This window comes from Rhodovulum sp. ES.010, assembly GCF_900142935.1.
Lineage (GTDB): Bacteria > Pseudomonadota > Alphaproteobacteria > Rhodobacterales > Rhodobacteraceae > Rhodovulum.
This window is the reverse complement of the sequence record NZ_FSRS01000001.1, coordinates 908,526-929,700: the sequence shown is the minus strand read 5'-3', so window position 1 is coordinate 929,700 and position 21,175 is coordinate 908,526. Positions and strand designations below refer to the sequence as shown.

The 21,175-nt window shown below is 71.0% G+C and carries 19 protein-coding genes; 9 read left to right on the top strand and 10 right to left on the bottom strand.

Going from position 1 to position 21,175, the window contains the following annotated elements; genetic code table 11:
- Positions 1-17: 17 nt before the first annotated feature.
- From BUR28_RS04655 to BUR28_RS04645, 3 genes are all read left to right on the top strand, one after another.
- Complete coding sequence (locus tag BUR28_RS04655) at positions 18-1,487, top strand: leucyl aminopeptidase (RefSeq protein WP_074219068.1); 1,470 nt, start codon at positions 18-20, stop codon at positions 1,485-1,487.
- A gap of 168 nt (positions 1,488-1,655) precedes the next feature.
- Positions 1,656-2,114, top strand: coding sequence for a DNA polymerase III subunit chi (locus BUR28_RS04650; RefSeq protein WP_074219067.1), 459 nt, complete (start codon positions 1,656-1,658; stop codon positions 2,112-2,114).
- A gap of 15 nt (positions 2,115-2,129) precedes the next feature.
- Positions 2,130-2,978, top strand: a complete 849-nt coding sequence (locus BUR28_RS04645; protein WP_074219066.1) for a lipoprotein N-acyltransferase Lnb domain-containing protein — start codon at positions 2,130-2,132, stop codon at positions 2,976-2,978.
- Here the strand turns inward: BUR28_RS04645 and BUR28_RS04640 are convergent.
- From BUR28_RS04640 to BUR28_RS04630, 3 genes are all read right to left on the bottom strand, one after another.
- On the bottom strand, positions 2,975-3,556 hold the full coding sequence (locus BUR28_RS04640; RefSeq protein WP_074219065.1) for a retropepsin-like aspartic protease family protein: 582 nt from the start codon (positions 3,554-3,556) through the stop codon (positions 2,975-2,977). The two genes, BUR28_RS04645 and BUR28_RS04640, sit on opposite strands and share 4 nt — an antisense overlap.
- 63 nt (positions 3,557-3,619) lie before the next feature.
- Positions 3,620-4,240 (bottom strand): MarC family protein, encoded by a 621-nt coding sequence (locus BUR28_RS04635; RefSeq protein WP_074219064.1) that lies wholly within the window; start codon positions 4,238-4,240, stop codon positions 3,620-3,622.
- A gap of 3 nt (positions 4,241-4,243) precedes the next feature.
- Positions 4,244-6,091 carry an ABC-F family ATP-binding cassette domain-containing protein gene (locus tag BUR28_RS04630; protein WP_074221514.1) on the bottom strand — a complete coding sequence of 616 codons (1,848 nt, stop codon included), beginning with the start codon at positions 6,089-6,091 and terminating at the stop codon, positions 4,244-4,246.
- 133 nt (positions 6,092-6,224) lie between these two features.
- Between BUR28_RS04630 and ndk the strand changes: the two genes are divergently transcribed.
- The gene (gene ndk, locus BUR28_RS04625) at positions 6,225-6,647 is read left to right on the top strand and encodes a nucleoside-diphosphate kinase (protein WP_074219063.1); all 423 of its coding nucleotides are present in this window, start codon (positions 6,225-6,227) and stop codon (positions 6,645-6,647) included.
- A 505-nt stretch (positions 6,648-7,152) separates the two neighbouring features.
- On the opposite strand, the gene BUR28_RS04620 is transcribed toward ndk, so the two are convergent.
- A complete protein-coding gene (locus tag BUR28_RS04620; protein WP_074219062.1) occupies positions 7,153-7,500 on the bottom strand; it encodes a hypothetical protein in 348 nt (115 codons plus the stop codon).
- A 387-nt stretch (positions 7,501-7,887) separates the two neighbouring features.
- Here BUR28_RS04620 and pufB point away from each other — a divergent pair, with 387 nt between their 5' ends.
- The 5 genes from pufB (at position 7,888) to BUR28_RS04595 (ending at position 15,396) form a co-directional block, all read left to right on the top strand.
- A complete protein-coding gene (pufB, locus tag BUR28_RS04615; protein ID WP_074219061.1) occupies positions 7,888-8,043 on the top strand; it encodes a light-harvesting antenna LH1, beta subunit in 156 nt (51 codons plus the stop codon).
- Positions 8,044-8,058: 15 nt separating this feature from the next.
- A complete protein-coding gene (locus BUR28_RS04610; RefSeq protein WP_074219060.1) occupies positions 8,059-8,247 on the top strand; it encodes a light-harvesting protein in 189 nt (62 codons plus the stop codon).
- A gap of 150 nt (positions 8,248-8,397) precedes the next feature.
- Positions 8,398-9,810: a PucC family protein gene (locus BUR28_RS04605; protein WP_074219059.1), complete on the top strand. Its 1,413-nt coding sequence runs from the start codon at positions 8,398-8,400 to the stop codon at positions 9,808-9,810.
- Between the two features lie 73 nt (positions 9,811-9,883).
- Positions 9,884-11,680, top strand: coding sequence for an autotransporter assembly complex protein TamA (locus BUR28_RS04600; RefSeq protein WP_254813685.1), 1,797 nt, complete (start codon positions 9,884-9,886; stop codon positions 11,678-11,680).
- A complete protein-coding gene (locus BUR28_RS04595) occupies positions 11,680-15,396 on the top strand; it encodes a translocation/assembly module TamB domain-containing protein (protein WP_074219058.1) in 3,717 nt (1,238 codons plus the stop codon). Before BUR28_RS04600 ends, BUR28_RS04595 begins: the two co-directional genes overlap by 1 nt.
- An 18-nt stretch (positions 15,397-15,414) precedes the next feature.
- Here the strand turns inward: BUR28_RS04595 and BUR28_RS04590 are convergent, their stop codons facing one another.
- The 6 genes from BUR28_RS04590 to BUR28_RS04565 form a co-directional block, all read right to left on the bottom strand.
- The gene (locus tag BUR28_RS04590; RefSeq protein WP_074219057.1) at positions 15,415-16,107 is read right to left on the bottom strand and encodes an ABC transporter ATP-binding protein; all 693 of its coding nucleotides are present in this window, start codon (positions 16,105-16,107) and stop codon (positions 15,415-15,417) included.
- Complete coding sequence (locus tag BUR28_RS04585; protein WP_074219056.1) at positions 16,104-16,859, bottom strand: ABC transporter ATP-binding protein; 756 nt, start codon at positions 16,857-16,859, stop codon at positions 16,104-16,106. The genes BUR28_RS04590 and BUR28_RS04585 overlap by 4 nt, the downstream gene beginning before the upstream one ends.
- Positions 16,852-17,835 (bottom strand): branched-chain amino acid ABC transporter permease, encoded by a 984-nt coding sequence (locus tag BUR28_RS04580; protein WP_074219055.1) that lies wholly within the window; start codon positions 17,833-17,835, stop codon positions 16,852-16,854. Before BUR28_RS04580 ends, BUR28_RS04585 begins: the two co-directional genes overlap by 8 nt.
- A gap of 1 nt (position 17,836) precedes the next feature.
- A complete protein-coding gene (locus tag BUR28_RS04575; protein WP_074221512.1) occupies positions 17,837-18,745 on the bottom strand; it encodes a branched-chain amino acid ABC transporter permease in 909 nt (302 codons plus the stop codon).
- A 61-nt stretch (positions 18,746-18,806) separates the two neighbouring features.
- Positions 18,807-19,946, bottom strand: coding sequence for an ABC transporter substrate-binding protein (locus BUR28_RS04570; RefSeq protein ID WP_074219054.1), 1,140 nt, complete (start codon positions 19,944-19,946; stop codon positions 18,807-18,809).
- A gap of 236 nt (positions 19,947-20,182) precedes the next feature.
- Positions 20,183-21,172 carry an SLAC1 anion channel family protein gene (locus BUR28_RS04565; RefSeq protein ID WP_074219053.1) on the bottom strand — a complete coding sequence of 330 codons (990 nt, stop codon included), beginning with the start codon at positions 21,170-21,172 and terminating at the stop codon, positions 20,183-20,185.
- Positions 21,173-21,175 lie beyond the last annotated feature (3 nt).

Genomic DNA, 21,175 nt, shown 5'->3' with positions numbered 1-21,175 from the left:
AATTCCGGGAGACAGACATGACGACGCCCGTCGCGATCACCTTTGCCGAAACCGACCTCGACGCGATCGCCTCCGCCACGGGGCGGGTGGCGGTCTTCGTGGGGGCCGACGGCAAGCTCGATCCCGGGGCGCGGCGCGTCAACCGGCTGCTCAAGGGCGCGCTTGCGCGCTTCGTCGAGAGCGACGCCTTCGCCAAGCTGAAGCCGGGCGACATGACGCCGCTGTCCTGGCCCGCGAACGTGGCGGCCGCGTCGGTCGACGTTGTCCGCCTCGACCGTCGCCCGACGATGGAAGAGGCGCGCAAGGCCGGCGCGGCGCTGGCCCGGGCACAGGGGGGCGCCGACATCCTGGCGCTGGCGGGCGCGAATCCGCGCGCCGCCGACATCGCCTTCGGCCTCGCGCTGCGCGCCTACGAGTTCCGCGCCTACAAGGGCGGCGAACCGACCCTGCCCGGCCAGGTCCGGGTGATGGTCTCCAAACCCGAGCAGGTCGCCGCCGAGGCCGGGCCGATGGCTGCCCGCGCCGAGGGCGTGTTCTTCACCCGTGACCTGGTGAACGAGCCCGCCAACGTGCTGACCACCGACGATTTCGCCGCCCGCCTCGCGGCGATGCAGGAGCTTGGCCTCGATGTCGAGATCCTCGAGGAGGACGAGCTGGAGAAGCTCGGGATGCGCACGCTCCTGGCCGTGGGCCGCGGCTCCGAGAGCCCGTCCAAGGTCGTGGTGATGCGCTGGATGGGGGGCAAGAAGGACGACGCGCCGCTGGCGCTGGTCGGCAAGGGCGTGGTGTTCGACACCGGCGGCATCTCGATCAAGCCCGCGCAAGGCATGGAAGACATGACCATGGACATGGGCGGCGCGGGCGTCGTCGCCGGCGTGATGCGCACGCTCGCGCTCAGGAAGGCGAAGGCGAATGTCGTCGGTCTCGTGGGCCTGGTCGAGAACATGCCCGACGGCCGCGCCCAGCGTCCCGGCGACATCGTCAAGACGATGAAGGGCGACACCGTCGAGGTCATCAACACCGACGCCGAGGGCCGGCTGGTGCTGGCCGACGTGCTCTGGTACGCGCAGGAAAAGTACGAACCCGCCGCAATGGTCGACCTCGCCACCCTGACCGGCGCGATCATCATCGGGCTCGGCCACCAGAACGCGGGCGTCTTCTCGAACGACGACCGGTTCTGCGCCGATTTCATGAAGGCCGCGGCGGCCGAGGGCGAGGGCGCCTGGCGCATGCCGCTGGGCGAGGCCTATGACCGGCAGCTGAAATCGCCCATTGCCGACATGAAGAACGTGGGCGGCCGCCCCGGCGGATCGATCACCGCGGCGCAGTTCCTGCAGCGCTTCGTGAAGGAGGGCTGCCCCTGGATCCATCTCGACATCGCCGGCGTCGCCCGTCCGCCCGAAGAGACCCCGCTCGCGCCCAAGGGCGCGACCGGCTGGGGCGTGCTGGCGCTGGACCGGCTGGTGGCCGACCGGTTCGAGGGCTGACAGGCCGCGGGTTTCTTCTTGGGGCCAATACTCCGGGGGGTCCGGGGGGCAGGGCCCCCCCGGCGGGTCGCCGGGGCGTCAGCCGCGGCGAAACCGGCCGCCGAGCCCTTGCGCGGCGGTGCGCCCCGGGGTCAACTGCCCGCGCCGATCCGCTGACGGAGCCGCCCGATGGGAGCCGTGCTGTTCTACCACCTCACCCGCCGCCCGCTCGAGGCGACGCTGCCGGCGCTGCTGGACAAGGCGCTGGCGCAGGGCTGGCGCGTGGCGGTGCGTGGCACCGATCCCCGCCGGCTCGACTGGCTGGACGACCGGCTGTGGCTGGGCGAGGGCTTCCTGCCGCACGGCCGCGCGGGTGGCCCGTTCGACGCCGACCAGCCGGTGCTGCTGACCGACGCGGGCGACGCCCCGAACGACCCCGCCTGCCTAATGGCGGTGGACGGCGCGCCGGTCGCGCCGGACGAGGCCCGCGCGATGGAACGCACCTGCATCCTCTTCGACGGCAACGACCCAACCGCGGTCGAGGCCGCACGCGCGCAATGGCGCGCACTCACCGGCGCCGGGCTGGCCGCGCAATACTGGTCCGAGGAGTCGGGCCGCTGGGAGAAGAAGGCCGGAAGCGGTGGCTGAGGCGCGGGGGAGCGGATGCGCCGCGCGCTGATCGCGCTCTTTACGCTGCTGCTCGGCGCCGGCGCCGTGCTGACGGCCGCTTGGGGCCTGGCGGCGCCGTCTCACGACCGCGCCTGGCCGCCGGTCTACGAAAGGGTGGCCACGGTCGCGCACACCCCGCACGGCGTCCGGCTGGGCAATGTGCGCAACTGGTCCTATGCCCCCGACGGCACCCCCGCCGCGCGCGACTGGATCACCGCCCGGCTCGACGAGGACGACCTCGTCCGGGTGTGGTTCCTGATGGAGCCGTTTTCCGACAATCCCGCCATCGCCCACACCATGCTCGCCTTCGAATTCGCCGGCGGCGCGGCCTATGTCGCCTCGGTCGAGGCGCGCCGCGAAACGGGCGAGTCCTATTCGGCGCTCCGCGGTGCGCTCTGGCCCGCCTACGAATATCTCTGGGTCTGGTCGACCGAGCGCGACGCCTACGCGAACTCCACCTGGTATACCGAGGACCAACTCTATCTCTATCCGCTTGACCTGCCGCCCGAAGACGCGCGCGCGGTGCTGCGCCGGGTCCTGGCCGATACCGCGCGCGTCGAGGACAAGCCGCGCTGGTACAACACGCTCTTGGCCAACTGCACCAACGTGCTCGCGCGTGCCGTGAACGCCGGCGGCGGCCCGCGTGGCCTGCCGTGGGACATTTCCTGGGTGCTGCCGGGCTATGCCGACAGTTTCCTCGCCCGCGAAGGCTATATCGCCGCGCCCGAGGGCTTTGCCGCGGCCGAGCGGGCCGCCCATATCACGCCGCTGATCCCCGCGGCCTATGAGCAGAGCGACCCCGCCGCCTTCTCGCGGCGGCTGCGCGCGCTGATGGGCGGCTAGCGGCTCAAGATCATCCGGTCGCGGGCGAACTCGATCCGTTCGAACCGGTTGAGATAGGCCATGCCCAGCAGCGAATCGTCCATCTCGCCGCTGTTCACGAAGGCGCGCATGCCGTTGTCCTCGATCGGGCCCAGCCGCACCTCGTCAAGCCGGACCGGCGCGGTCTGCACCACGCCGTTGGCGGTCCGCGCCTCGCCGAAGAAGGCCAGTTCTCCGGGGTCGAGCCCCACGCGCGTGGCATCCTGCCGCGTCAGCACCACGTCCGTGGCGCCGGTATCGACGACGAAGCGCACCGGCGTGTCGTTGATCTGCAGCGTCAGGTAATAGTGCCCGTCCGGCGCGCGCGGCACCTCGACCCGCGCCTCCTCGGAAAACACCGTCTGGCGCGGGATCACGTCCCGGCGGATGTCCGACCACAGCCCCACGCCGGCGATCGCGCCGATGAAGATCAGCCCCCAGATCGCCGCCTGCTGCGCGACCTGTCCCAGCCGGTCGCGGTTCGACACCAGGAAATAGCCCGCAATGGCCGCGCCGAGCAGGCCGAGATACATGAGTTGCGCGATGTCGTCGCCGTGCATGCGGATCCTTTCGGACTGGGCGTGCGTCCAATATAGGGGACGCCCTGGCCAACGCGAAGGGCGTCAGGCCGGGGCCAGGCCGAAATCGCGCAGCCCGTCGAGCACGAACTGCACCGACAGTGCGGCCAACAGCATCCCCAGAAGCCGCGTGACCACGTTGATCCCGGTCCGCCCCAGCGCGCGTTCCAGAAGCGGCGCGAGCAGGAACAACAGCAGCACCAGCGCGACCACCGCGAACATCACGAGATGCACCAGCAGCATCGCCAGCGGGGCGCGGTCGGCCGCCCCGTTCAGGAGAATCATCGTCGCCATGGCGCCGGGCCCGGCAATCAGCGGCGTGGCCAGCGGGAACACCGAGGGGTCGGGCCGGTCGTCATGCGCCTGGTCCTCGCGCCGCTTGGTGCGGCGCTCGAACAGCATCTCGAGCGCGGTGAGGAACAGCAGGATTCCGCCCGCGATGCGGAAGGCGGGCATCGAGATGCCGACGAAGGCCAGAACCGACTCGCCCAGCACCCCGAACAGCGTCAGCAGCCCCACCGCGATCAGCGCGGCGCGCAGCGCGATCGCCCGCCGCTCGGCGCGCCCCATGCCCTGGGTCAGCGCCACGAAAAGCGGCGCCAGGCCGATCGGGTCGATCACCACGAAGAGGGTGACGAAGGCGGAGATGTAGAAGGTGGGCTCCATCGCTCAGCCCTCGGCCCGTTCCAGCGATTCCAGCGCCGTCATCCACAGCGCCTCGGCGCGTTCCAGCGCTTCTTCGACCTCGGCGAACTTGCGCTGCCACAGCAGCCGTTCGTCCTCGCGCCGCGCGTCGTAGATGTCGGGGTCGGCCAGCTTGGCCTGCAGCTTCTCGCGCATCTCGGTGAGCTTCTCGACCCGGGATTCGCATTTCCGCGCCTCCGCCCGCGCCGCCATGACCGCCTCGCGCGCGGGCTTTTTCGCGGCGGGCGTGGCCGGTTTCGCGGGCGCGGGCGTCTCTTGCGACAGCAGCATCCGGCGATAGGCGTCGAGATCGTCGTCATAGGGCGTGACGCGGCCGTCCTTCACCAGCCACAGCCGGTCGGCGACGAGGCTCAGCAGGTGCATGTCGTGGCTGACCAGGATCACCGCGCCCGAATAGGCGTTCAGCGCCTCGCTCAGCGCCTCGCGGCTCTCGATATCGAGGTGGTTGGTGGGCTCGTCGAGAATCAAGAGATGCGGCGCGTCGAGCGTGGCGAGCAACAGCGACAGCCGCGCCTTCTGCCCGCCCGAAAGCCGCCCGACCGGCGTTTCGGCCTGGTCGGCGCCCAGCCCGAACCCGGCCAGCCGCGCGCGCAGCTTCGCCGGGGCCTCTTCGGGGCGTTCGCGCCGGATATGGTCGAGCGGGGTTTCGTCGAGGTGCAACTCGTCCACCTGGTGCTGGGCGAAATACCCCACCCGCAGCTTGGCGGCGGTGGTCATCCGCCCCGACAGCTTGTCGAGCTTGCCGGCCAGCAGCTTGGAAAAGGTGGATTTGCCCTCGCCGTTCCGGCCCAGAAGCGCGATCCGGTCGTCCTGGTCGATGCGCAGGCTGAGTCGCGCCAGCACCGGCGCGCCGTCATAGCCCACCGCCGCGCCCTCCATCGCCACGATGGGCGGCGACAGCTCGTCGGGCTGGGGAAAGCTGAAGACGGTGCGCGCCGCGTCCTCGGGCGCGGTGATCGGCTCCATCTTCTCCAGCATCTTGACCCGCGCCTGCGCCTGTTTCGCCTTCGACGCCTTGTAGCGGAACCGGTCGACGAAGCTTTGCAGATGCGCGCGGCGCGCCTCCTGCTTCTTCGCCTCGGCCGCCTGCACGGCGCGTTGGTCGGCCCGGGCGCGCGCGAAGGCGTCGTAGCCGCCGGCGTAAAGCGTCAGCTTGCGGTTCTCCAGGTGCAGGATGTGGCCGACCGCCCGGTTCAACAGGCCCCGGTCGTGCGAGATCAGGATGACGGTATAGGGATAGCGCGCCAGGTAGGATTCCAGCCACAGCGTGCCTTCGAGATCGAGATAGTTGGTGGGCTCGTCCAGGAGCAGCAGGTCGGGCCGGGCGAACAAGACGCCGGCCAGCGCGACCCGCATCCGCCAGCCGCCCGAGAACGCCGAGCAGGGCATCGCCTGTTCCGCCTCGGTGAACCCGAGGCCCTTGAGGATCGCGGCGGCCCGGGCCTCGGCCGACCAGGCGTCGATATCGGCAAGCCGGGTCTGGATCTCGGCGATGCGGTGCGGGTCGGTCGCGGTTTCGGCCTCGGTCATCAGCCCCGCCCGCTCGGTATCGGCGGCCAGCACCGTGTCGAGCAGCGAGACCCCGGTGCCCGGCGCCTCTTGCGCGACGCCGCCGATTCGGGCCCGCGGGGGAAGGGCGATCTCGCCCGATTCCAGCGCCAACTCGCCCCGGATGAGGCGAAACAGCGTCGTCTTGCCCGCGCCGTTCCGCCCGACAAGCCCCACCTTGTGGCCGCCCGGAATCACCGCCGAGGCGCGCTCGAACAGCGGGCGGCCCTCGATGGCGAAGGAGATGTCGGAAATCCGCAGCATGCCGGGCATGTGCCAGCGCCGGTCCGCCCCGTCAATCGCGGCTTTTCAAGGGGGGACCCCCATGCTAGCAGGACCGCGATTTTTCCTGCGCCGCCCGCCGGGGGCGGCGCCGCAGCAGACGAGGACAACCCGAATGGCCATCCAGCGCACCTTTTCGATCATCAAGCCCGACGCGACCAAGCGCAACCTGACCGGCGCGATCAACGCCAAGCTCGAAGCCGCGGGCCTGCGCATCATCGCGCAGAAGCGCATCCATCTGACCAAGGACCAGGCCGGCGTGTTCTACGCCGTCCACAAGGAGCGCCCGTTCTATGACGAGCTGTGCGAGTTCATGGCCTCGGGTCCGATCGTGGTGCAGGTGCTGGAAGGCGAGGACGCGATCGCGAAGAATCGCGAGGTGATGGGCGCGACCAACCCCGCCGAGGCCGACGAGGGCACCATCCGCAAGGAATTCGCGCTGTCGATCGGCGAGAACTCCGTCCACGGCTCGGACGGCGAGGACACCGCCAAGGACGAGATCGCCTATTTCTTCTCGGGGCTCGAACTGGTCGGCTGACGGCCCGCCGCCCCGGCCGAGTCGCCGGATCGGGGGCGCGCAGCCGCGGTGCGCCCCGCACATCTCGGGGTCGGTCCACGGGGCCGGCCCTTTTTCGTGCGGTCCTCAGATGCTGGCCCAGTCGCTGAAGACCACCTTCCGGGTCGGCGGGGGCGGCGTCCTGGCCCCGGTATCGGGCGTTTCGTCCTTCCGCGGCTCCGGGCGCGGCGGGGTCTGGCTTGAACCGGCCATGACAATGTCCTTTCAAATGCGGTTTCCGGCGCGGCCCTTGCAGGCCGGCCCGCTTTGAAATTGGGCCTGTCGAGTGTGGCGCGAGTCGGGCGGTTTCGGTCCCGAAACACAGTTTTTCGCACCAATTGCAGCCATTATGCCGGCCGAGCCCGCGCGCTGGCGCCGCAGCGTTCACCCCTTCTCAACGCGGGGCGGGAACGGCGGCGCGCGAAACGGAACCGCCCGCGCCCCTTGCGGGAGCGCGGGCGGCAAGGCCCCGAGCGGGGGGGGCGGTTTACTGGGCGTTCTCGGCGACGCCGAAATGCTTGCGGTCGGACAGAAGCTTCCAGCCCATCCGCGCGGACAGCGGGTAGGGGCTGTCGGTCATCAGTTCGGTGTTCGAGCCGGTATCCTTGAGCAGGTCCCAGCCCATCTTGCTCGACAGCGGCGTCGGGTTGGCGGTCGAGAGTTCGATATCGCCCGCGTTGTGCGACTGCACCGAGTAGGACGTGCGGCTGGTCAGCGTGGCGAAGCCCAGCATGTCCGAAAACGGGGTGGTGCTGGCCTCGCGGTCGATGTTGACGTCGGTGATGCGGTCCTTGCTGGCAAGCTTCGGCAGCCAGTCGTCCCAAATGTATTTCATCGTTCCTCCAGGTTCTGCTGTCCGCATCGTCCTGAGGCGCAAAGCGCGGCCGAGGCCTCAGGCGAATGGCGGAATTTCGGTTCGGCGCACACCATTACCCCATCCCGCCAGGCGAATTTCAATGGTCCGCACGGTCGCAGGGCGCGGGGGGTGCGACGCCTGCGACAGGCTGTCAGCGCTGTCCAATATGCCGCACGATTTCGGGGGGGTGTAAGGCTGCGTTGACATTGCCAACGTCCAACTCTTGTGACATCGTTTCTAAGTGACGGGGCCGAACCGGCGGCGTCGCGAACCCGGAAACGGGAAGCAGCCAAACGGTTCGGCGTTGTCGACAAGGTGCAGGTTCTGCACGCAACGCAGTCGAAACCATATTGGGGAGACGACAATATGTCTGACGATCCTGACAAAGTCTGGCCGACCGGCCTGACGCTCGCCGAAGCCGAAGAGGTGCACAAGCAAGTCATCGACGGCACCCGTGTGTTCGGCGCCATCGCGCTCGTCGCGCACTTCCTGGCGGCCGCTGGCACGCCGTGGCTGGGCTAAAGGAGGTACCAAGGTATGAACAACGCGAAACTCTGGCTCGTCGTTAAGCCGACCGTCGGTATCCCGATCTTCCTCAGCGCCGTGGCGATCAGCTCGTTCCTGGTGCACGCTGGCCTGGTGGTCACCACCGACTGGATCAGCGATTACCACAACGGCGGCGCCGAAGAGGCCGCCCTGGTGATCGAGGACAAGACCTACGCGTAAGGCCGTCGGCCCGCGTAAAGATGATCGCGGGGGCCGGGGGATGACCTCGGCCTTCGCGCCATGGGCCCATGGGCCCGGACCCCGAGGAAACGCGCCCCTGCGGGCATTTCGAGACACGGTGGCAGAGCGTCCGGCCGTGCGGAGAGCCGCATGAAACGCCTCAGCAAGTTCGCGATCGAGAGCATCGCCGCGACCAGTGTGCGCATGATGCCCTTTGCCGAGGCCGCGAGCGACGACCTGCCGTTGTCCCGCCTGCTGCGCCTCGGCTTCTTCCAGATTTCCGTCGGCATGGCGATGGTGCTGCTGGTCGGCACCCTGAACCGCGTGATGATCGTCGAGCTGGAGGTGCCGGCCACGATCGTCGGCGTGATGATCGCCCTGCCGCTGCTCTTCGCGCCGTTCCGCGCCCTGATCGGCTATCGCTCCGACACCCACAAATCCGCGCTCGGCTGGCGGCGGGTGCCCTACATCTGGAAGGGCACGCTGCTGCAGTGGGGCGGCTTCGCGATCATGCCGCTGGCGCTGATCGTGCTTTCGCAACAGCAATTCGCCGCCGACGCGCCGTTGTGGCTGGGCCTGTCCAGCGCGGCGCTCGCCTTCCTTCTGGTGGGGGCCGGCGTGCATACCGTGCAGACGGTGGGTCTCGCGCTCGCCACCGACCTCGCCCCGCGGGAAGACCAGCCCAACGTGGTCGGGCTGATGTATGTGATGATGCTCGTCGGCATGATCGCGAGCGCGCTGTTCTTCGGCCGGCTTCTGGAAGATTTCAGCCACCCGCGCCTGATCCAGGTGATCCAGGGCGCGGCGGTCATGACGATGGTCTTCAACGTGATCGCGATCTGGAAGATGGAGGCGCGCGACCGCGAACGCGCCTATCGCCAGCGCGCCAATCCCGAACCCGACCCCAGCTTTGCCGAGGCCTGGGCGCTGTTCATGCGCGGGGCGAACCCGCGCCGGCTGCTCTGGGTGATCGGGCTGGGCACCATGGGCTTCGGCCTGGCCGAGGTGCTGCTGGAGCCCTATGGCGGCCAGGTGCTGGGCATGAGCGTGGCCTCGACCACGCGCCTGACGGCGACGCTGGCCGCCGGCGGCCTGGTGGGCTTCGCGCTCGCGTCGCGGGTGCTCAGCCGCGGCGCCGACCCGATGGTGATGGCGGGCGCGGGGGCGCTGGTGGGGCTGCCGGCCTTCGCGCTGATCACCTTCGCGGCCACCCTGCAAAGCCCCGGCATCTTCATCTTCGGCACGCTTCTGGCGGGTTTCGGCGCGGGGCTCTTCAGCCACGGAACCCTCACGGCCACGATGCGCGCCGCCCCGAAAGAGCAGGTGGGGCTCGCCCTCGGCGCCTGGGGCGCGGTGCAGGCGACCGCCGCGGGCGCGGCGATCGCGGTGGGCGGCGTGGTGCGCGACCTGATCCTCATCTCGCCGCTGTCGGGGCTGTTCGGTGCGGCCACCCCCTATTTCTTCGTCTACGGGGCCGAGTTCATCCTGCTCGCCGTCACGCTGGTCGTGGTCTATCCGCTGGTCGCCCACAAGGTCTTCGGGGCCGAGCGCCGGCCGACCTGAATCGGCTCCCAGCCCCGAGAAGGGTTTATCCCCGCAGCCCCTTGCCCCAATATGCCGGGAAAGGGGGGATTCCTTGGCCGACTCGCGCTTCACCGGACATGCCGTGGCCCTGGCCGCGCTGCTTCTCGCCGCCTCGCCCGCCGCGGCGGCTGAGGCCGTCCTGCGCGCGCCCGGCGCGCCGGGGCCGGTCGTCTCGGCGCTCGAAACCGCCGCGCTCAGCCTTCAGACCGCGCGCGACGACGGCGCCACCGCCCAGGATATCCTCGCCGCGGCGCGGGCCGATTACGGTCGGCTGGTCGGCGCGCTCTACGCCCGCGGCTACTACGCGCCGGTGGTGACGATCCGGCTCGACGGGCGCGAGGCGGCCGGCATCGCGCCGCTCTCGGTGCCCGACCGGGTGGGCCGGGTCGATATCCGCGTCGAGACCGGCCCGCGCTTTTCCTTTTCCGAGGCGCGCATCGGCCCGCTGGCGCCGGGCACCGAGCTGCCCGAGGATTTCGCCCCCGGCAACCGCGCCCGTCTTTCCGCCATACGCGGCGCGGCAACGGCCGGCGTGTCGGGCTGGCGCGATGCCGGGCATGCCAAGGCCCGCGTGGCCGGGCAGGACCTGACGGCCGACCACCGCTCGGCCACGCTGGCCGCGCGGATCGCCCTTGCGCCGGGGCCCTATGTCCGCTTCGGCAACCTGGTGATCGAGGGCGAGTCGCGCGTGCGGCCCGAACGGCTGCGCAAGATCGCGGGGCTGCCCAGCGGCGAACCCTTCGACCCCGAGGCCGTTGAGCAGAGCGCCGAACGCCTGCGCCGCACCGGGGTCTTCCGGTCGGTGAGGCTGGCCGAGACCGACACGCTGCGCCCCGGCAACACGATGGACATCGCCCTTTCGGTGTCCGACGAAAAGAAGCGGCGGCTGGGCTTCGGCGCCGAGTTCTCCTCGCTGGAGGGACTCGCGCTGTCCGGCTTCTGGCTGCACCGCAATCTTTTGCGCGGCGCCGAGCGGCTGCGATTCGATGCCGGCATCTCGGGAATCGGCGGCACCGACAGCGGCGGCGAGGATTATACCCTCTCCGCCCGCTTCGACCGGCCCGCCGTGCTCGACCCCGATACCGGCATCTACGCGCTGGCCGCGATCGAGCGGCTGGACGAACCCGATTCCGTCGAGGAGACGGGGCGCTTCGGCGTCGGCCTGACCCATGTCTTCTCCGACCGCCTGTCGGGCGAGGCCGCGCTGGTGTTCCGGTACTCCGATGTCAGCGACGACCTGGGCGAGCGCAGCATGACGCACGCGATGTTGCCCGCCTCGCTGACCTGGGACGGGCGCGACGATCCGCTCGATCCGCGCGCGGGCACCTATCTGGCGACGACCCTCACGCCGATGTTCGGGCTGTCGGGCGACGCCGACAGCGGCGCACGGCTCACCGCCGACGCCCGGGCCTACCGCGCGGTGAGCGAGCGCGTGGTGCTGGCCGGACGGGTTCAGTTCGGCTCGATCATGGGCGCGAATGCCAAGGGCGTGCCGCCGGCGATGCTGTTCTTCTCCGGCGGTGGCGGCACCGTGCGCGGCCAGCCCTACGAATCGCTCGCCGTCGAGCTGGGCGGCGGCGACCGGATCGGCGGGCGGTCCTTCCTGGGCCTGTCGGCCGAGGCGCGGGTGGAGGTGCGCGGCCCGTTCAGTCTGGTGGCCTTCGCCGACGCGGGCTTTATCGGGCCGGAGTCCTGGGTCGGCGGGGATGGAGAGTGGCATTCCGGCGCGGGCCTCGGCCTGCGCTACGCCACCGGCATCGGGCCGATCCGCGTCGACATCGCCGCGCCCACCAGCGGCGACACCGGCGACGGGGTCGAGATATATATCGGGATCGGGCAGGCTTTCTGATGCGCTATCGTCTCGCTTTCTGCCTGCTGGCCCTGTCCGCGCTGCCGCTCGCCGCGCAGGATCAGGACGACGACGGCGGCGGGCGCCTGGAACGGTTTCTCGAGAATCGCCTGTCGCAGGCCGGGCGCGATGTGAACATCACCGGCTTCCGGGGGGCGCTGTCCTCGCAGGCGACGCTGCAGGAACTCACCATCGCCGACGAGGAGGGGGTATGGCTGACGCTGCGCGGCGCCGAGCTGGACTGGTCGCGCGCCTCGCTCCTGCGCGGTCGGGTGCAGGTCGAGGCGCTGACCGCCGACGAGATCATTCTCGCCCGCCTGCCCGAGGGCGGCGGCGGCCCCAGCGTCAGGGACAGCGAGGCGCAGCCGTTTCAGTTGCCCGAACTGCCGGTCTCGATCCAGATCGGCCGGCTCGCCACCGAGCGGCTGGAACTCGGCGCGCCGGTGCTGGGGCAGGAGGCCGAGATGGGCCTCGAGGCGGCCCTGCGGCTCGCCGGGGGCGCGGGCTCGGCCCAGATCACCGCGACACGGGTCGATGCCGAGGCGCGCTATACGGTGGATGCCTCCTACGCCAACGATACGCGCCAGCTTGCCCTGGACCTCGATCTCGCCGAGGCGTCGAACGGCCTGATCGGCAGCACCCTAGGGCTGCCCGGCGCGCCGCCGGTCGAGCTGACGGCGGCGGGCGCGGGACCGCTGTCGGATTTCGCCGCCGACCTCGCGCTTGCCACCGACGGGGTGGAGCGGGTCACCGGGCGCGTCACCCTGGCCGAGCCCGAGGACAGCCCCGGCATCCAGCGGTTCGCGCTCGACCTCTCGGGCGATGTCGGGCCGCTGGTGGCCGACCGGTTGCGGCCCTTCTTCGGCGCGGCCTCGGAGGTGCGGCTGGCCGGGCTGCGGCGGCCCGATGGCGGGACCGAGATCGACAGGCTGGACCTCACGACCGGGGCGCTTTCGTTGACGGGCACGCTGGCGCTGGCCCCCACGGGCCTGCCCGAGCGGCTGGCGCTGGACGGCACGCTGGCCGGGCCGGTGGCGCTGCCCCTGTCGGGGCCCGAAACACGGGTCGATGGCGCGCGCCTCACCGCCCGGTTCGACGAATCCGAAAGCGAACGCTGGCAGGCGGAACTCCGGCTCGACGGGCTCAACCGCGCGGGGCTGCGCCTCGGCGGCGCGGAACTGGCCGGCGCGGGCACCATCCGCACCGCCGCGCCCGCGGCCCTGACCGCCAACCTCAGCCTCGCCGCGCGCGGCCTGTCGCATGAGGACCCCGCCTTGGCGGAGGCCCTGGGCGAGGCGCTGTCGGGCCGCGCGCAACTCGACTACCGGGCCGACGCGCCGCTGCGGCTGGAGTCGCTGAGCCTGGACGCCGGGGGCGCGACGGCGCTGGCCCGCGGCACGCTGGGCGATGTCGCGGCGGGTCTGCCGCTCGACGGCAGCGCCGAGGTGGCGCTGGACGACCTGGCCCGCCTGGCGCCGCTTGCCGGCCGCGACCTCGGCGGGGCCGCCACGGCCCGGATCGAGGGCCGCTACGGTCTGCTCGACGGCATCTTCGACCTGGTGCTGTCGGCCCACACGCGGGACCTCGCCACCGGCACGCCGCAGCTCGACCCGCTGCTGGCCGGCGACGGACGGCTGGCGGTGGATGCCGAACGCGGACCCGGCGGCACGACGCTGCGCGCCCTGGAACTGCGCACCGCGGCGCTGCGCCTCGACGGCGAGGGGGCGCTTTCGACGGCCGGGGCGGGCTTCACGCTGACCGGCGCGGTGACGGATCTTGGCCGGGTCGATCCGCGGTTGTCGGGGCCGGCCCGGCTGGACACCCGGCTGGCCTGGGAAGATGGCGGCCGGGTGCGGATCGACCGGCTGGAAGCGACGGGGGCGGGCGCGCGGCTGACCGCCACCGGCGCGCTGACCCCCGACGACCCGGCGCTGCCCGCCGAGGGCGAGGTGCGCCTGACGGCCGAGGCGCTGGCGCCGTTTTCGGGGCTTGCGGGGCGGCCGCTGCGCGGCGCGCTCGACGCGACGCTTTCGGGCGCGGGCGCGGTGTCTGGCGATTTCGAGGCCGCGCTGAACGTGCGCGGGCAGGGGCTGGCCGTGGGCATCGCCGAGGTCGACCGGCTGCTTGCCGGCGAGGCGCGGGTGGCGGCCAGCCTGTCGCGCGCCGCGGGGGCGCTGACCGTCGGCGGGCTGGACCTGTCGACCGACGTGCTGACCTTCACCGCCCGCGACGCGGGCGGGGGCGCGCTGGACATCTCGGGGCGGCTGAGCGACCTGGCACTGGTCGCGCCCGGCTTCCCGGGGCCGCTCTCGGTGTCGGGCCGCGCGCAGCCCACCAATGGCGATGTGCGGCTCGATCTCGACGCGACCGGGCCGGGCGGCACCACCGCGCAGGTCCGGGGCAGCGTGGCGCGCGATCTCGCCCGCGCCGACCTGCAGGTCGCGGGCGCGGCGCCGCTGGCGCTGGTCAACGGGATCATCGCGCCGCGCAGTCTGCAGGGCCAGTTGCGCTACGATCTCGCCTTGCGCGGCCCGCTCGCGCTGACCTCGCTGTCGGGCCGGCTGACGACCTCGGGCGGGCGCGTTTCGGTGCCCACGCTCAACCTCGCGCTGACCGATGTCGGCGGCCGGGTGGATCTGTCGAGCGGCCGGGCGCGGATCGATCTCGGCGCCGCGATTGACGGCGGACGCCTGACCGTGTCGGGCCCGGTCACGCTGGCCGCGCCGTTCCCGGCGGACCTGTCGATCGCGCTGACCCGCGCGCGCCTGCGCGACCCCAACCTCTACGAGACCCGGCTCGACGGCCGGATCACCGTGTCCGGCCCGCTGACCGGCGGCGCCCGGATCGGCGGCCGGATCGACCTGGGCCGGACCGAGGTCAGCGTGCCCTCGACCGGCGTCGGGGCGGGCGGGCCGATCCCCGAGATCGCCCACCGGGGCGAGACCGCCGCGCAGCGGGCGACGCGGGCGCGGGCGGGCCTGCTGGCAAGGGCCGGAGACGCGGAGGGCGGCGGCGGCACGCCCTATCCGCTCGACCTGACGATCTCGGCCCCGGGCCAGGTCTTCGTGCGGGGCCGCGGGCTCGATGCGGAACTGGGCGGCGTGCTGCGGCTTCGGGGGACCACGGCCGACGTGATCGCCGAGGGCCGGTTCGACCTGATCCGCGGCCATCTCGATATTCTCGCCCGGCGTTTCACCCTGGCCGAGGGCCGGGTGTCGCTGCAAGGCGCGCTCGACCCCTACCTGCGCTTCGTCGCCGAGACCGAAGCCGACGACATCACCGCGCAGATCGTGATCGAGGGCCGGGCGAGCGCGCCCGAGGTCCGCTTTCTCTCGCAGCCCGAACTGCCCGAGGACGAGGTGCTGGCGCGTATCCTCTTCGGCCGCGGCATCGAGGAGCTGTCGCCGGTTCAGGCGGTTCAACTCGCCTCCAGCGTGGCCTCGCTCGCCGGGGGCGGGGGCGGCGGCCTTCTGGGGCGGGTGCGCGCGAATACCGGGCTCGACGAGATCGACGTGCGCACCACCGAAGACGGCCAGACCGAGGTCACGGTCGGCAAATATCTGACCGAGAACGTATATTCCGAAGTCACGGTGGACGAGGAAGGCAAGAGCCAGATCAACCTGAACCTCGACGTCATCCGCAACGTGACGATCAAGGGCAGCGTCGACGACGCGGGCGATACCGGGATCGGCATTTTCTACGAGCGCGATTACTGATCGCGGCCGGGCGCGCCGTCAGACGCCGAGATAGCGGTCGGCCAGGGCCTGGGTCATTTCCGCCATCGGCCCGGTCCAGGCGGTGCGCCCCTTCTCCAGGATCACCGCGCGGTCGGCGACGCGCGCCAGTTCCTTCAGGGACTTGTCCACGACAAGCAGCGACAGACCCGTTTCGGACTTGAGCCGCCGGATCGCCGCCCAGATCTCGGCCCGGATCAGCGGCGCGAGCCCCTCGGTCGCCTCGTCGAGGATCAGCAGACGCGGGTTGGTCATCAGCGCGCGCCCGATCACCAGCATCTGCTGCTCGCCCCCCGAAAGCGAGCTGGCCTCCTGCCCGGCGCGTTCGCCCAGCCGCGGGAACAGCGCGTGGACGCCGGCGAGGTCCCAGGGCCCCGGCCGGGCGGCGGCGACGAGGTTTTCCTTGACGCTGAGCCCGCGAAAGGCGCGCCGGCCCTCGGGCACCAGCCCCAGGCCGAGCCGCGCGGCGCGGTGGGCGGGCATCCCGTCGAGCGTCCGCCCGGCAAAGCGGATCGTGCCCGCGCGATGCGGCAGCAGCCGGGTCAGCGTGCGGATCGTGCTCGTCTTGCCCATTCCGTTGCGGCCCATCAGCGCGACGACCTCGCCCTCGGCCAGGTCGAGATCGACGCCGAACAGCGCCTGGGAATGGCCGTAGAAGGCGGTGACGCCGCGCATTTCCAAGAGCGCGGTCATTCCAGCATCTCCTCGCCCAGATAGGCGCGCTGCACCTCCGCGTCGGCGCGGATCTCGGCTACCGTGCCCGACGCGATCACCCGGCCCGAGACCAGCACGCTGACCCGGTCGGCCAGCGCGAAGACTGCGTCCATGTCATGTTCCACCAGCAGGATCGGCGCCTCGTGGCGCAAGTCGTCCAGCAGCCGGGTCATCTCGCGCGCGCCGTCGGGGCCCATCCCCGCCATCGGCTCGTCCAGGACGAAGGCGCGGGGGCTAAGCGCCAGCGCCATCGCCAGTTCCAGCCGCCGCCGCTCGCCATGGGCCAGGTCGCCCGCGGGCAGGGCCAGCCGGTGCGACAACCCGACCCGCGCAAGATGCGCCTCGGCCGCCTCGCGCAGGCCGGCGGCCCGAAGCGCGTACCGGAAAAAGCGAAAGCTCTGCCCGCGCGCGCCCTGCACGGCGAGCACCACGTTCTGCAACACGGTCAGCTCGGCCGCCACCGCCGAGACCTGGAAGCTGCGGGCAAGCCCGGCGCGGGCGCGGGTCACGACATCCGCCCTCGTCACGTCGCGGCCCGACAGCAGGACCTGACCGGCATCGGGGGCAAGCGCGCCCGCGATCAGCCCGATCAGGGTCGATTTCCCCGCGCCGTTCGGCCCGATCAGCGCGTGGATTTCCGCCGGGCACAGGGTCAGCGACACGCCATCCGTGGCCTTCAGCGCGCCGAACGCGCGGTGCAGGTCGCGCGCCTCCAGGACCGGCTCAGTCATGGGCGACCTCGCGGCCCGCCAGGGTGCCGATCAGCCCGCCGCGCGCGAAGAGCACGATGCCCAGCAGCGCCAGCCCCAGAAACAGCTTCCAGTAGTCGCTGACCCCGCCCAGAAGATGCTCCAGCAGGATGAACAGCGCCGCCCCCGCGACCGGGCCGAACAGCCGTGCCACGCCGCCCAGGATGACGAAGACCATGATCTCGCCCGAGGTCTGCCAACTCAGCATCGCGGGGCTGACGAAGCGGTTGAGATCGGCGAACAGCGCCCCCGCAAGCCCGGTGATCGCGCCGGAAATGACGAAGGCCGTCAGCTTGACCGAGTAGGGCCGGATGCCCAGCGCGGCCGCCCGGGCCGGGCTTTGCCGGGCGCCCGCCAGCGCGAGTCCGAAGCGCGAGCGCGACAGCGCGCGCGAGACCAGCAGCGCGGCCATCAGCACGCCATAGGCCAGCGCGAAGAACTGGATCGGGTCCAGCGTGTTCAGCCCCGGAAAGCCGTTCCGGACATAGATGGAAATGCCGTCCTCGCCGCCATAGGCGGGCCAGGAAATGGCGAAATAGTAAAGCATCTGCCCGAAGGCGAGCGTGATCATGATGAAGTAGACGCCGCTGGTCCGCAGGGACAGGGCGCCGATGGCCAGGGCCGCCAGCCCGCCGGCCAGCGTCGCCGCCAGCCAGATCACCGGCATGGATTTCGTCCCCGGCAGTTCGAAAGGCCAGGTCAGCAGCGGCTCATAGGCCTGCACCGGCGCGGCCAGCACCGCCATCGCATAGCCCCCGATCCCGAAGAACGCGGCATGGCCCAGCGAGACCATGCCGCCCAGCCCCAGCGCGATGTTCAGCCCCACGCCCGCCAGCGCCAGGATCGCGACCTTGGTGGCCAGCGTCACGATGAACGGCTCGTCCAGCGCGTAGGCCGCCAGCGGCACGGCCAGCAGCGCCAGCGCGATGATCCAGTTCAGAAGGCTCTCGCGCCGCATCTCAGGCCCGCCCGTAAAGCCCGCCGGGGCGGACCACCAGCACGCCGGCCATCAGGATGTAGATCAGCATCGACGCCAGCGCCGCGCCGACCGAGGTGGCGGCCGAGGTTTCCATGAAGGTGCCGAACAGGATCGGCAGCAGGAACCGGCCCAGCGTGTCGGTCAGCCCCACCAGGATCGCGCCCACCAGTGCGCCCTTGATCGACCCGATGCCGCCGATCACGATCACCACGAAGGCGAGGATCAGCACGGGTTCGCCCATGCCCACCTGCACCGATTGCAGCGCGCCGACCAGCGCGCCGGCCAGCCCCGCAAGCGCCGCCCCCAGCGCGAAGACGATGGTGTAAAGCCGCGAGATATCGACGCCGAGGGCGGCGATCATCTCGCGGTCGGCCTCGCCCGCGCGGATGCGCACCCCCAGCCGCGTGCGCCCGATCAGCCAGAACAGCGCCCCCGCAATCGCCAGCCCGATGCCGATCAGAACCAGCCGATACAGCGGGTAGTCGATGCCGCCGGGCAGGGTGACGGGCCCGGCCAGCGCATCGGGGATGTCGAGATAAAGCGGGAACGATCCGAACAGCCAGCGGGTTCCTTCCGAAAACACCAGGATCAGCGCAAAGGTCGCCAGCACCTGGTCGAGGTGGTCGCGGGCGTAAAGCCGCCGGATCACGGTCAGTTCCACGAGCGCCCCGGCAGCGGCCGCCGCCGCCAGGCTGGCCGCCAGACCCAGCCAGAAACTGCCCGTCGCACCGGCGACCGCGGCACAGGCGAACGCGCCCACCATGAACAGCGACCCATGCGCGAGGTTGATCAGCCCCATCACGCCGAAGACCAGCGTCAGACCGGCGGCCATCAGGAACAGCATGACGCCGTATTGCAGGCCGTTCAGGGCCTGCTCGATCAAGAGCATCACGGACAAGAGGCGGTCCCTCGGGGGGCGGGCGGGCGCGCGCAGCACCCGCCCGCGCCGGTTACATCTTGCACGCGTCCTCGTAGGCGTGGCCGCGATCCTCGATCGCGGTGCCGACGATGCGGTTGGTCAGCACGTCGCCGTCCTTGACCACCTCGCGCACGTAAAGGTCTTGCACCGGATGCTGCGAGGCGCTGAAGGCGAAATCGCCGCGGACCGAGTCGAAATCGGCCTCCTTCAGCGCGGCGCGGAACGCGTCGGCATCCTTGACGTCGGCCTTGGCCATGGCCGAGAGCAGCAGGTTCGCCGTGTCATAGCCGTAGGAGGCATAGACCGAGGGCAGCCGCCCGTATTCCGCGGCGAAGCCCTCGACGAAGGCGGTGTTCGCCGGGTTGTCCAGATCGGGCGACCAGTTCGCGCCGTTCAGAACGCCCAGGGCGGCATCGCCCATTGCTTGGATGATCGATTGCTCGAAGGAAAAGGCCGGGCCGATCAGCGGCAGCCCGACGCCCGAATCCGCGTATTGCTTGACGAAGGAAATCCCCATCCCGCCCGGCAGGAAGATGAACACGCCGTCCGCGCCCGAGGCGCGGATCTGGGCGATTTCGCCCGCGTAGTCGGTCTGGCCCAACTGGGTATAGACCTCGCCCACGACCTCGCCCTCGTAGAACCGCTTGAAGCCCGCCAGCGAATCCTGCCCGGCGGGGTAGTTGGGCGCCATGATGAACGCCTTGGTGATCCCGGCGGTGGCGGCATAGGCGCCCGCGGCCTCGTGCAGGTTGTCGTTCTGGTAGCTGACCGAGAAATAGTTCGGGTTGCAGCCCTTGCCCGCCAGCTGCGAGGGCGCGGCATTGGTCGAGAGGTAGACCTTGCCCTGCGCGGTCGCGGCGGGCACCACGGCCATCGCGAGGTTCGACCACACGATGCCGGTCAGCACGTCGACTTTCTCGGACTGGATCATCTTGTCGGCCAGCTGCACCGCGATGTCCGGTTTCCTCTGGTCGTCCTCGATAACGACCTCCAGGTCGGGATTGCCCGCCCGCTTCACCGCCAGCATGAACCCGTCGCGCGTGTCGATGCCAAGGCTCGCGCCGCCCCCCGACAGCGTGGTGATCATGCCCACCTTGACCGGCTCGGCCTGCGCCGCTCCCGCCATCGCCAGCGCGGCCGCCACCCCGAGCGCCGTTGCTTTCGCCTTCATCGTCCTCTCCCCCTGGTCTCGGCGGACCGGCCCGGTCCGCGTTCGGTCGGCGGCATGCTATGCCGTGCCGCGCTCGGCCCGCAAGCGACTTCCGCCGCCCGCCGGTCCCGCGTGCGGCCTTCTTCTTGGCCGAAATACTCCCGCCGGAGGCGCCGCGCGCGCCAGCGCGCGGCCACCCCGAAACGGGAAAGGGCGGCCCCCGCGGGACCGCCCCCTGCATGCACCCGCGCCCGGCGCTATTCGGGCTGGCAGATCTCGTGCCGCGCGATGGCGACCGCGGTCCGGCCGATCAGCACCGCGATGACCACGGTCAGCAGCGCCAGAAGCCCGCCGCCCAGCGTCTTGTGGAAGGCCGACCCGCTCGCGCCTGCATAGAGGAAGGTCGCGATGGTCAGCGCCGCCAGCGGGAACGACAGCGCCCAGAACGACAGCGCGAAGGGCAGGCGCAGGATCTTGGGCAGTTGCGTGGCCACGATCAGGGCAAAGACATAGGCCGCGTTGATCAGGAACATCGCCAGGTGGTCGAGTTCCCCGTTCAGCCGCATCCAGGCGATGAAGCCCACCGCGGGCGGCGCGATCAGGATCACAAGGGTGGGCTGCAGCCGCGAGGGCAGCGGGTCGTGGAAGGTCAGCCGGTTCACCACCAGCGTCAGCAGCACCACCCAGAACAACAGCCCGCCCGAGAAGAACAGCCAGGAGATGTCGGTATAGCCCATCTGCGCGCCCGCGATCGGGACCAGGATGTTGCCCACCGGCGGGATGAACCAGGCCGCGCTGAGATGGCCGGGCTTGAAATGGCGATGCCCGATCCAGTCCGAGATCACCAGCAGCGACAGCACTCCCTGCAGCGCCGTGCCGGCGATCCACAGCGGCTCGGCCAGCGCGGGGTAGTCCGCCAGCGTCGCGACCGACATCAGGATCAGCGAGATCGACATGGTGGGAAAGAAGGCGAGCCGGACCGGGTGATGCCATTCCCAGGCGGCCATCTTGAAGTGGGTGAGCATCTTCGCCGCGTAGCCCGCCGCCACCGCGACGAGCAGCGCCGCCGAGGCCAGCAGCGCGTAATGCGAGAACGACACGGTCAGCCCGTAGGCGCGCTCGCCGGCATGCAGCGCGAGCGTGAAGCCCAGCATCCCCATGACGGTCGCGAAGAAGGTGATCGGGTAATGGGCCAGGCGGCTGTCCTCGCCGCCCGCCCCGGAATGGTCATCTGCGGTTGCGCTCATCTT

What these genes read in the sequence shown, in the direction of transcription:
- BUR28_RS04605 (WP_074219059.1), top strand. Translation starts at nt 8,398, where the DNA reads ATGAAACGCCTCAGCAAGTTCGCGATCGAGAGCATCGCCGCGACCAGT.
- BUR28_RS04620 (WP_074219062.1), bottom strand. Translation starts at nt 7,500, where the DNA reads ATGAAATACATTTGGGACGACTGGCTGCCGAAGCTTGCCAGCAAGGAC.
- BUR28_RS04575 (WP_074221512.1), bottom strand. Translation starts at nt 18,745, where the DNA reads ATGCTCTTGATCGAGCAGGCCCTGAACGGCCTGCAATACGGCGTCATG.
- BUR28_RS04585 (WP_074219056.1), bottom strand. Translation starts at nt 16,859, where the DNA reads ATGACTGAGCCGGTCCTGGAGGCGCGCGACCTGCACCGCGCGTTCGGC.
- BUR28_RS04590 (WP_074219057.1), bottom strand. Translation starts at nt 16,107, where the DNA reads ATGACCGCGCTCTTGGAAATGCGCGGCGTCACCGCCTTCTACGGCCAT.
- BUR28_RS04640 (WP_074219065.1), bottom strand. Translation starts at nt 3,556, where the DNA reads ATGCACGGCGACGACATCGCGCAACTCATGTATCTCGGCCTGCTCGGC.
- BUR28_RS04595 (WP_074219058.1), top strand. Translation starts at nt 11,680, where the DNA reads ATGCGCTATCGTCTCGCTTTCTGCCTGCTGGCCCTGTCCGCGCTGCCG.
- BUR28_RS04650 (WP_074219067.1), top strand. Translation starts at nt 1,656, where the DNA reads ATGGGAGCCGTGCTGTTCTACCACCTCACCCGCCGCCCGCTCGAGGCG.
- BUR28_RS04570 (WP_074219054.1), bottom strand. Translation starts at nt 19,946, where the DNA reads ATGAAGGCGAAAGCAACGGCGCTCGGGGTGGCGGCCGCGCTGGCGATG.
- BUR28_RS04610 (WP_074219060.1), top strand. Translation starts at nt 8,059, where the DNA reads ATGAACAACGCGAAACTCTGGCTCGTCGTTAAGCCGACCGTCGGTATC.
- BUR28_RS04645 (WP_074219066.1), top strand. Translation starts at nt 2,130, where the DNA reads ATGCGCCGCGCGCTGATCGCGCTCTTTACGCTGCTGCTCGGCGCCGGC.
- pufB (WP_074219061.1), top strand. Translation starts at nt 7,888, where the DNA reads ATGTCTGACGATCCTGACAAAGTCTGGCCGACCGGCCTGACGCTCGCC.
- BUR28_RS04565 (WP_074219053.1), bottom strand. Translation starts at nt 21,172, where the DNA reads ATGAGCGCAACCGCAGATGACCATTCCGGGGCGGGCGGCGAGGACAGC.
- BUR28_RS04655 (WP_074219068.1), top strand. Translation starts at nt 18, where the DNA reads ATGACGACGCCCGTCGCGATCACCTTTGCCGAAACCGACCTCGACGCG.
- BUR28_RS04580 (WP_074219055.1), bottom strand. Translation starts at nt 17,835, where the DNA reads ATGCGGCGCGAGAGCCTTCTGAACTGGATCATCGCGCTGGCGCTGCTG.
- BUR28_RS04635 (WP_074219064.1), bottom strand. Translation starts at nt 4,240, where the DNA reads ATGGAGCCCACCTTCTACATCTCCGCCTTCGTCACCCTCTTCGTGGTG.
- BUR28_RS04630 (WP_074221514.1), bottom strand. Translation starts at nt 6,091, where the DNA reads ATGCTGCGGATTTCCGACATCTCCTTCGCCATCGAGGGCCGCCCGCTG.
- ndk (WP_074219063.1), top strand. Translation starts at nt 6,225, where the DNA reads ATGGCCATCCAGCGCACCTTTTCGATCATCAAGCCCGACGCGACCAAG.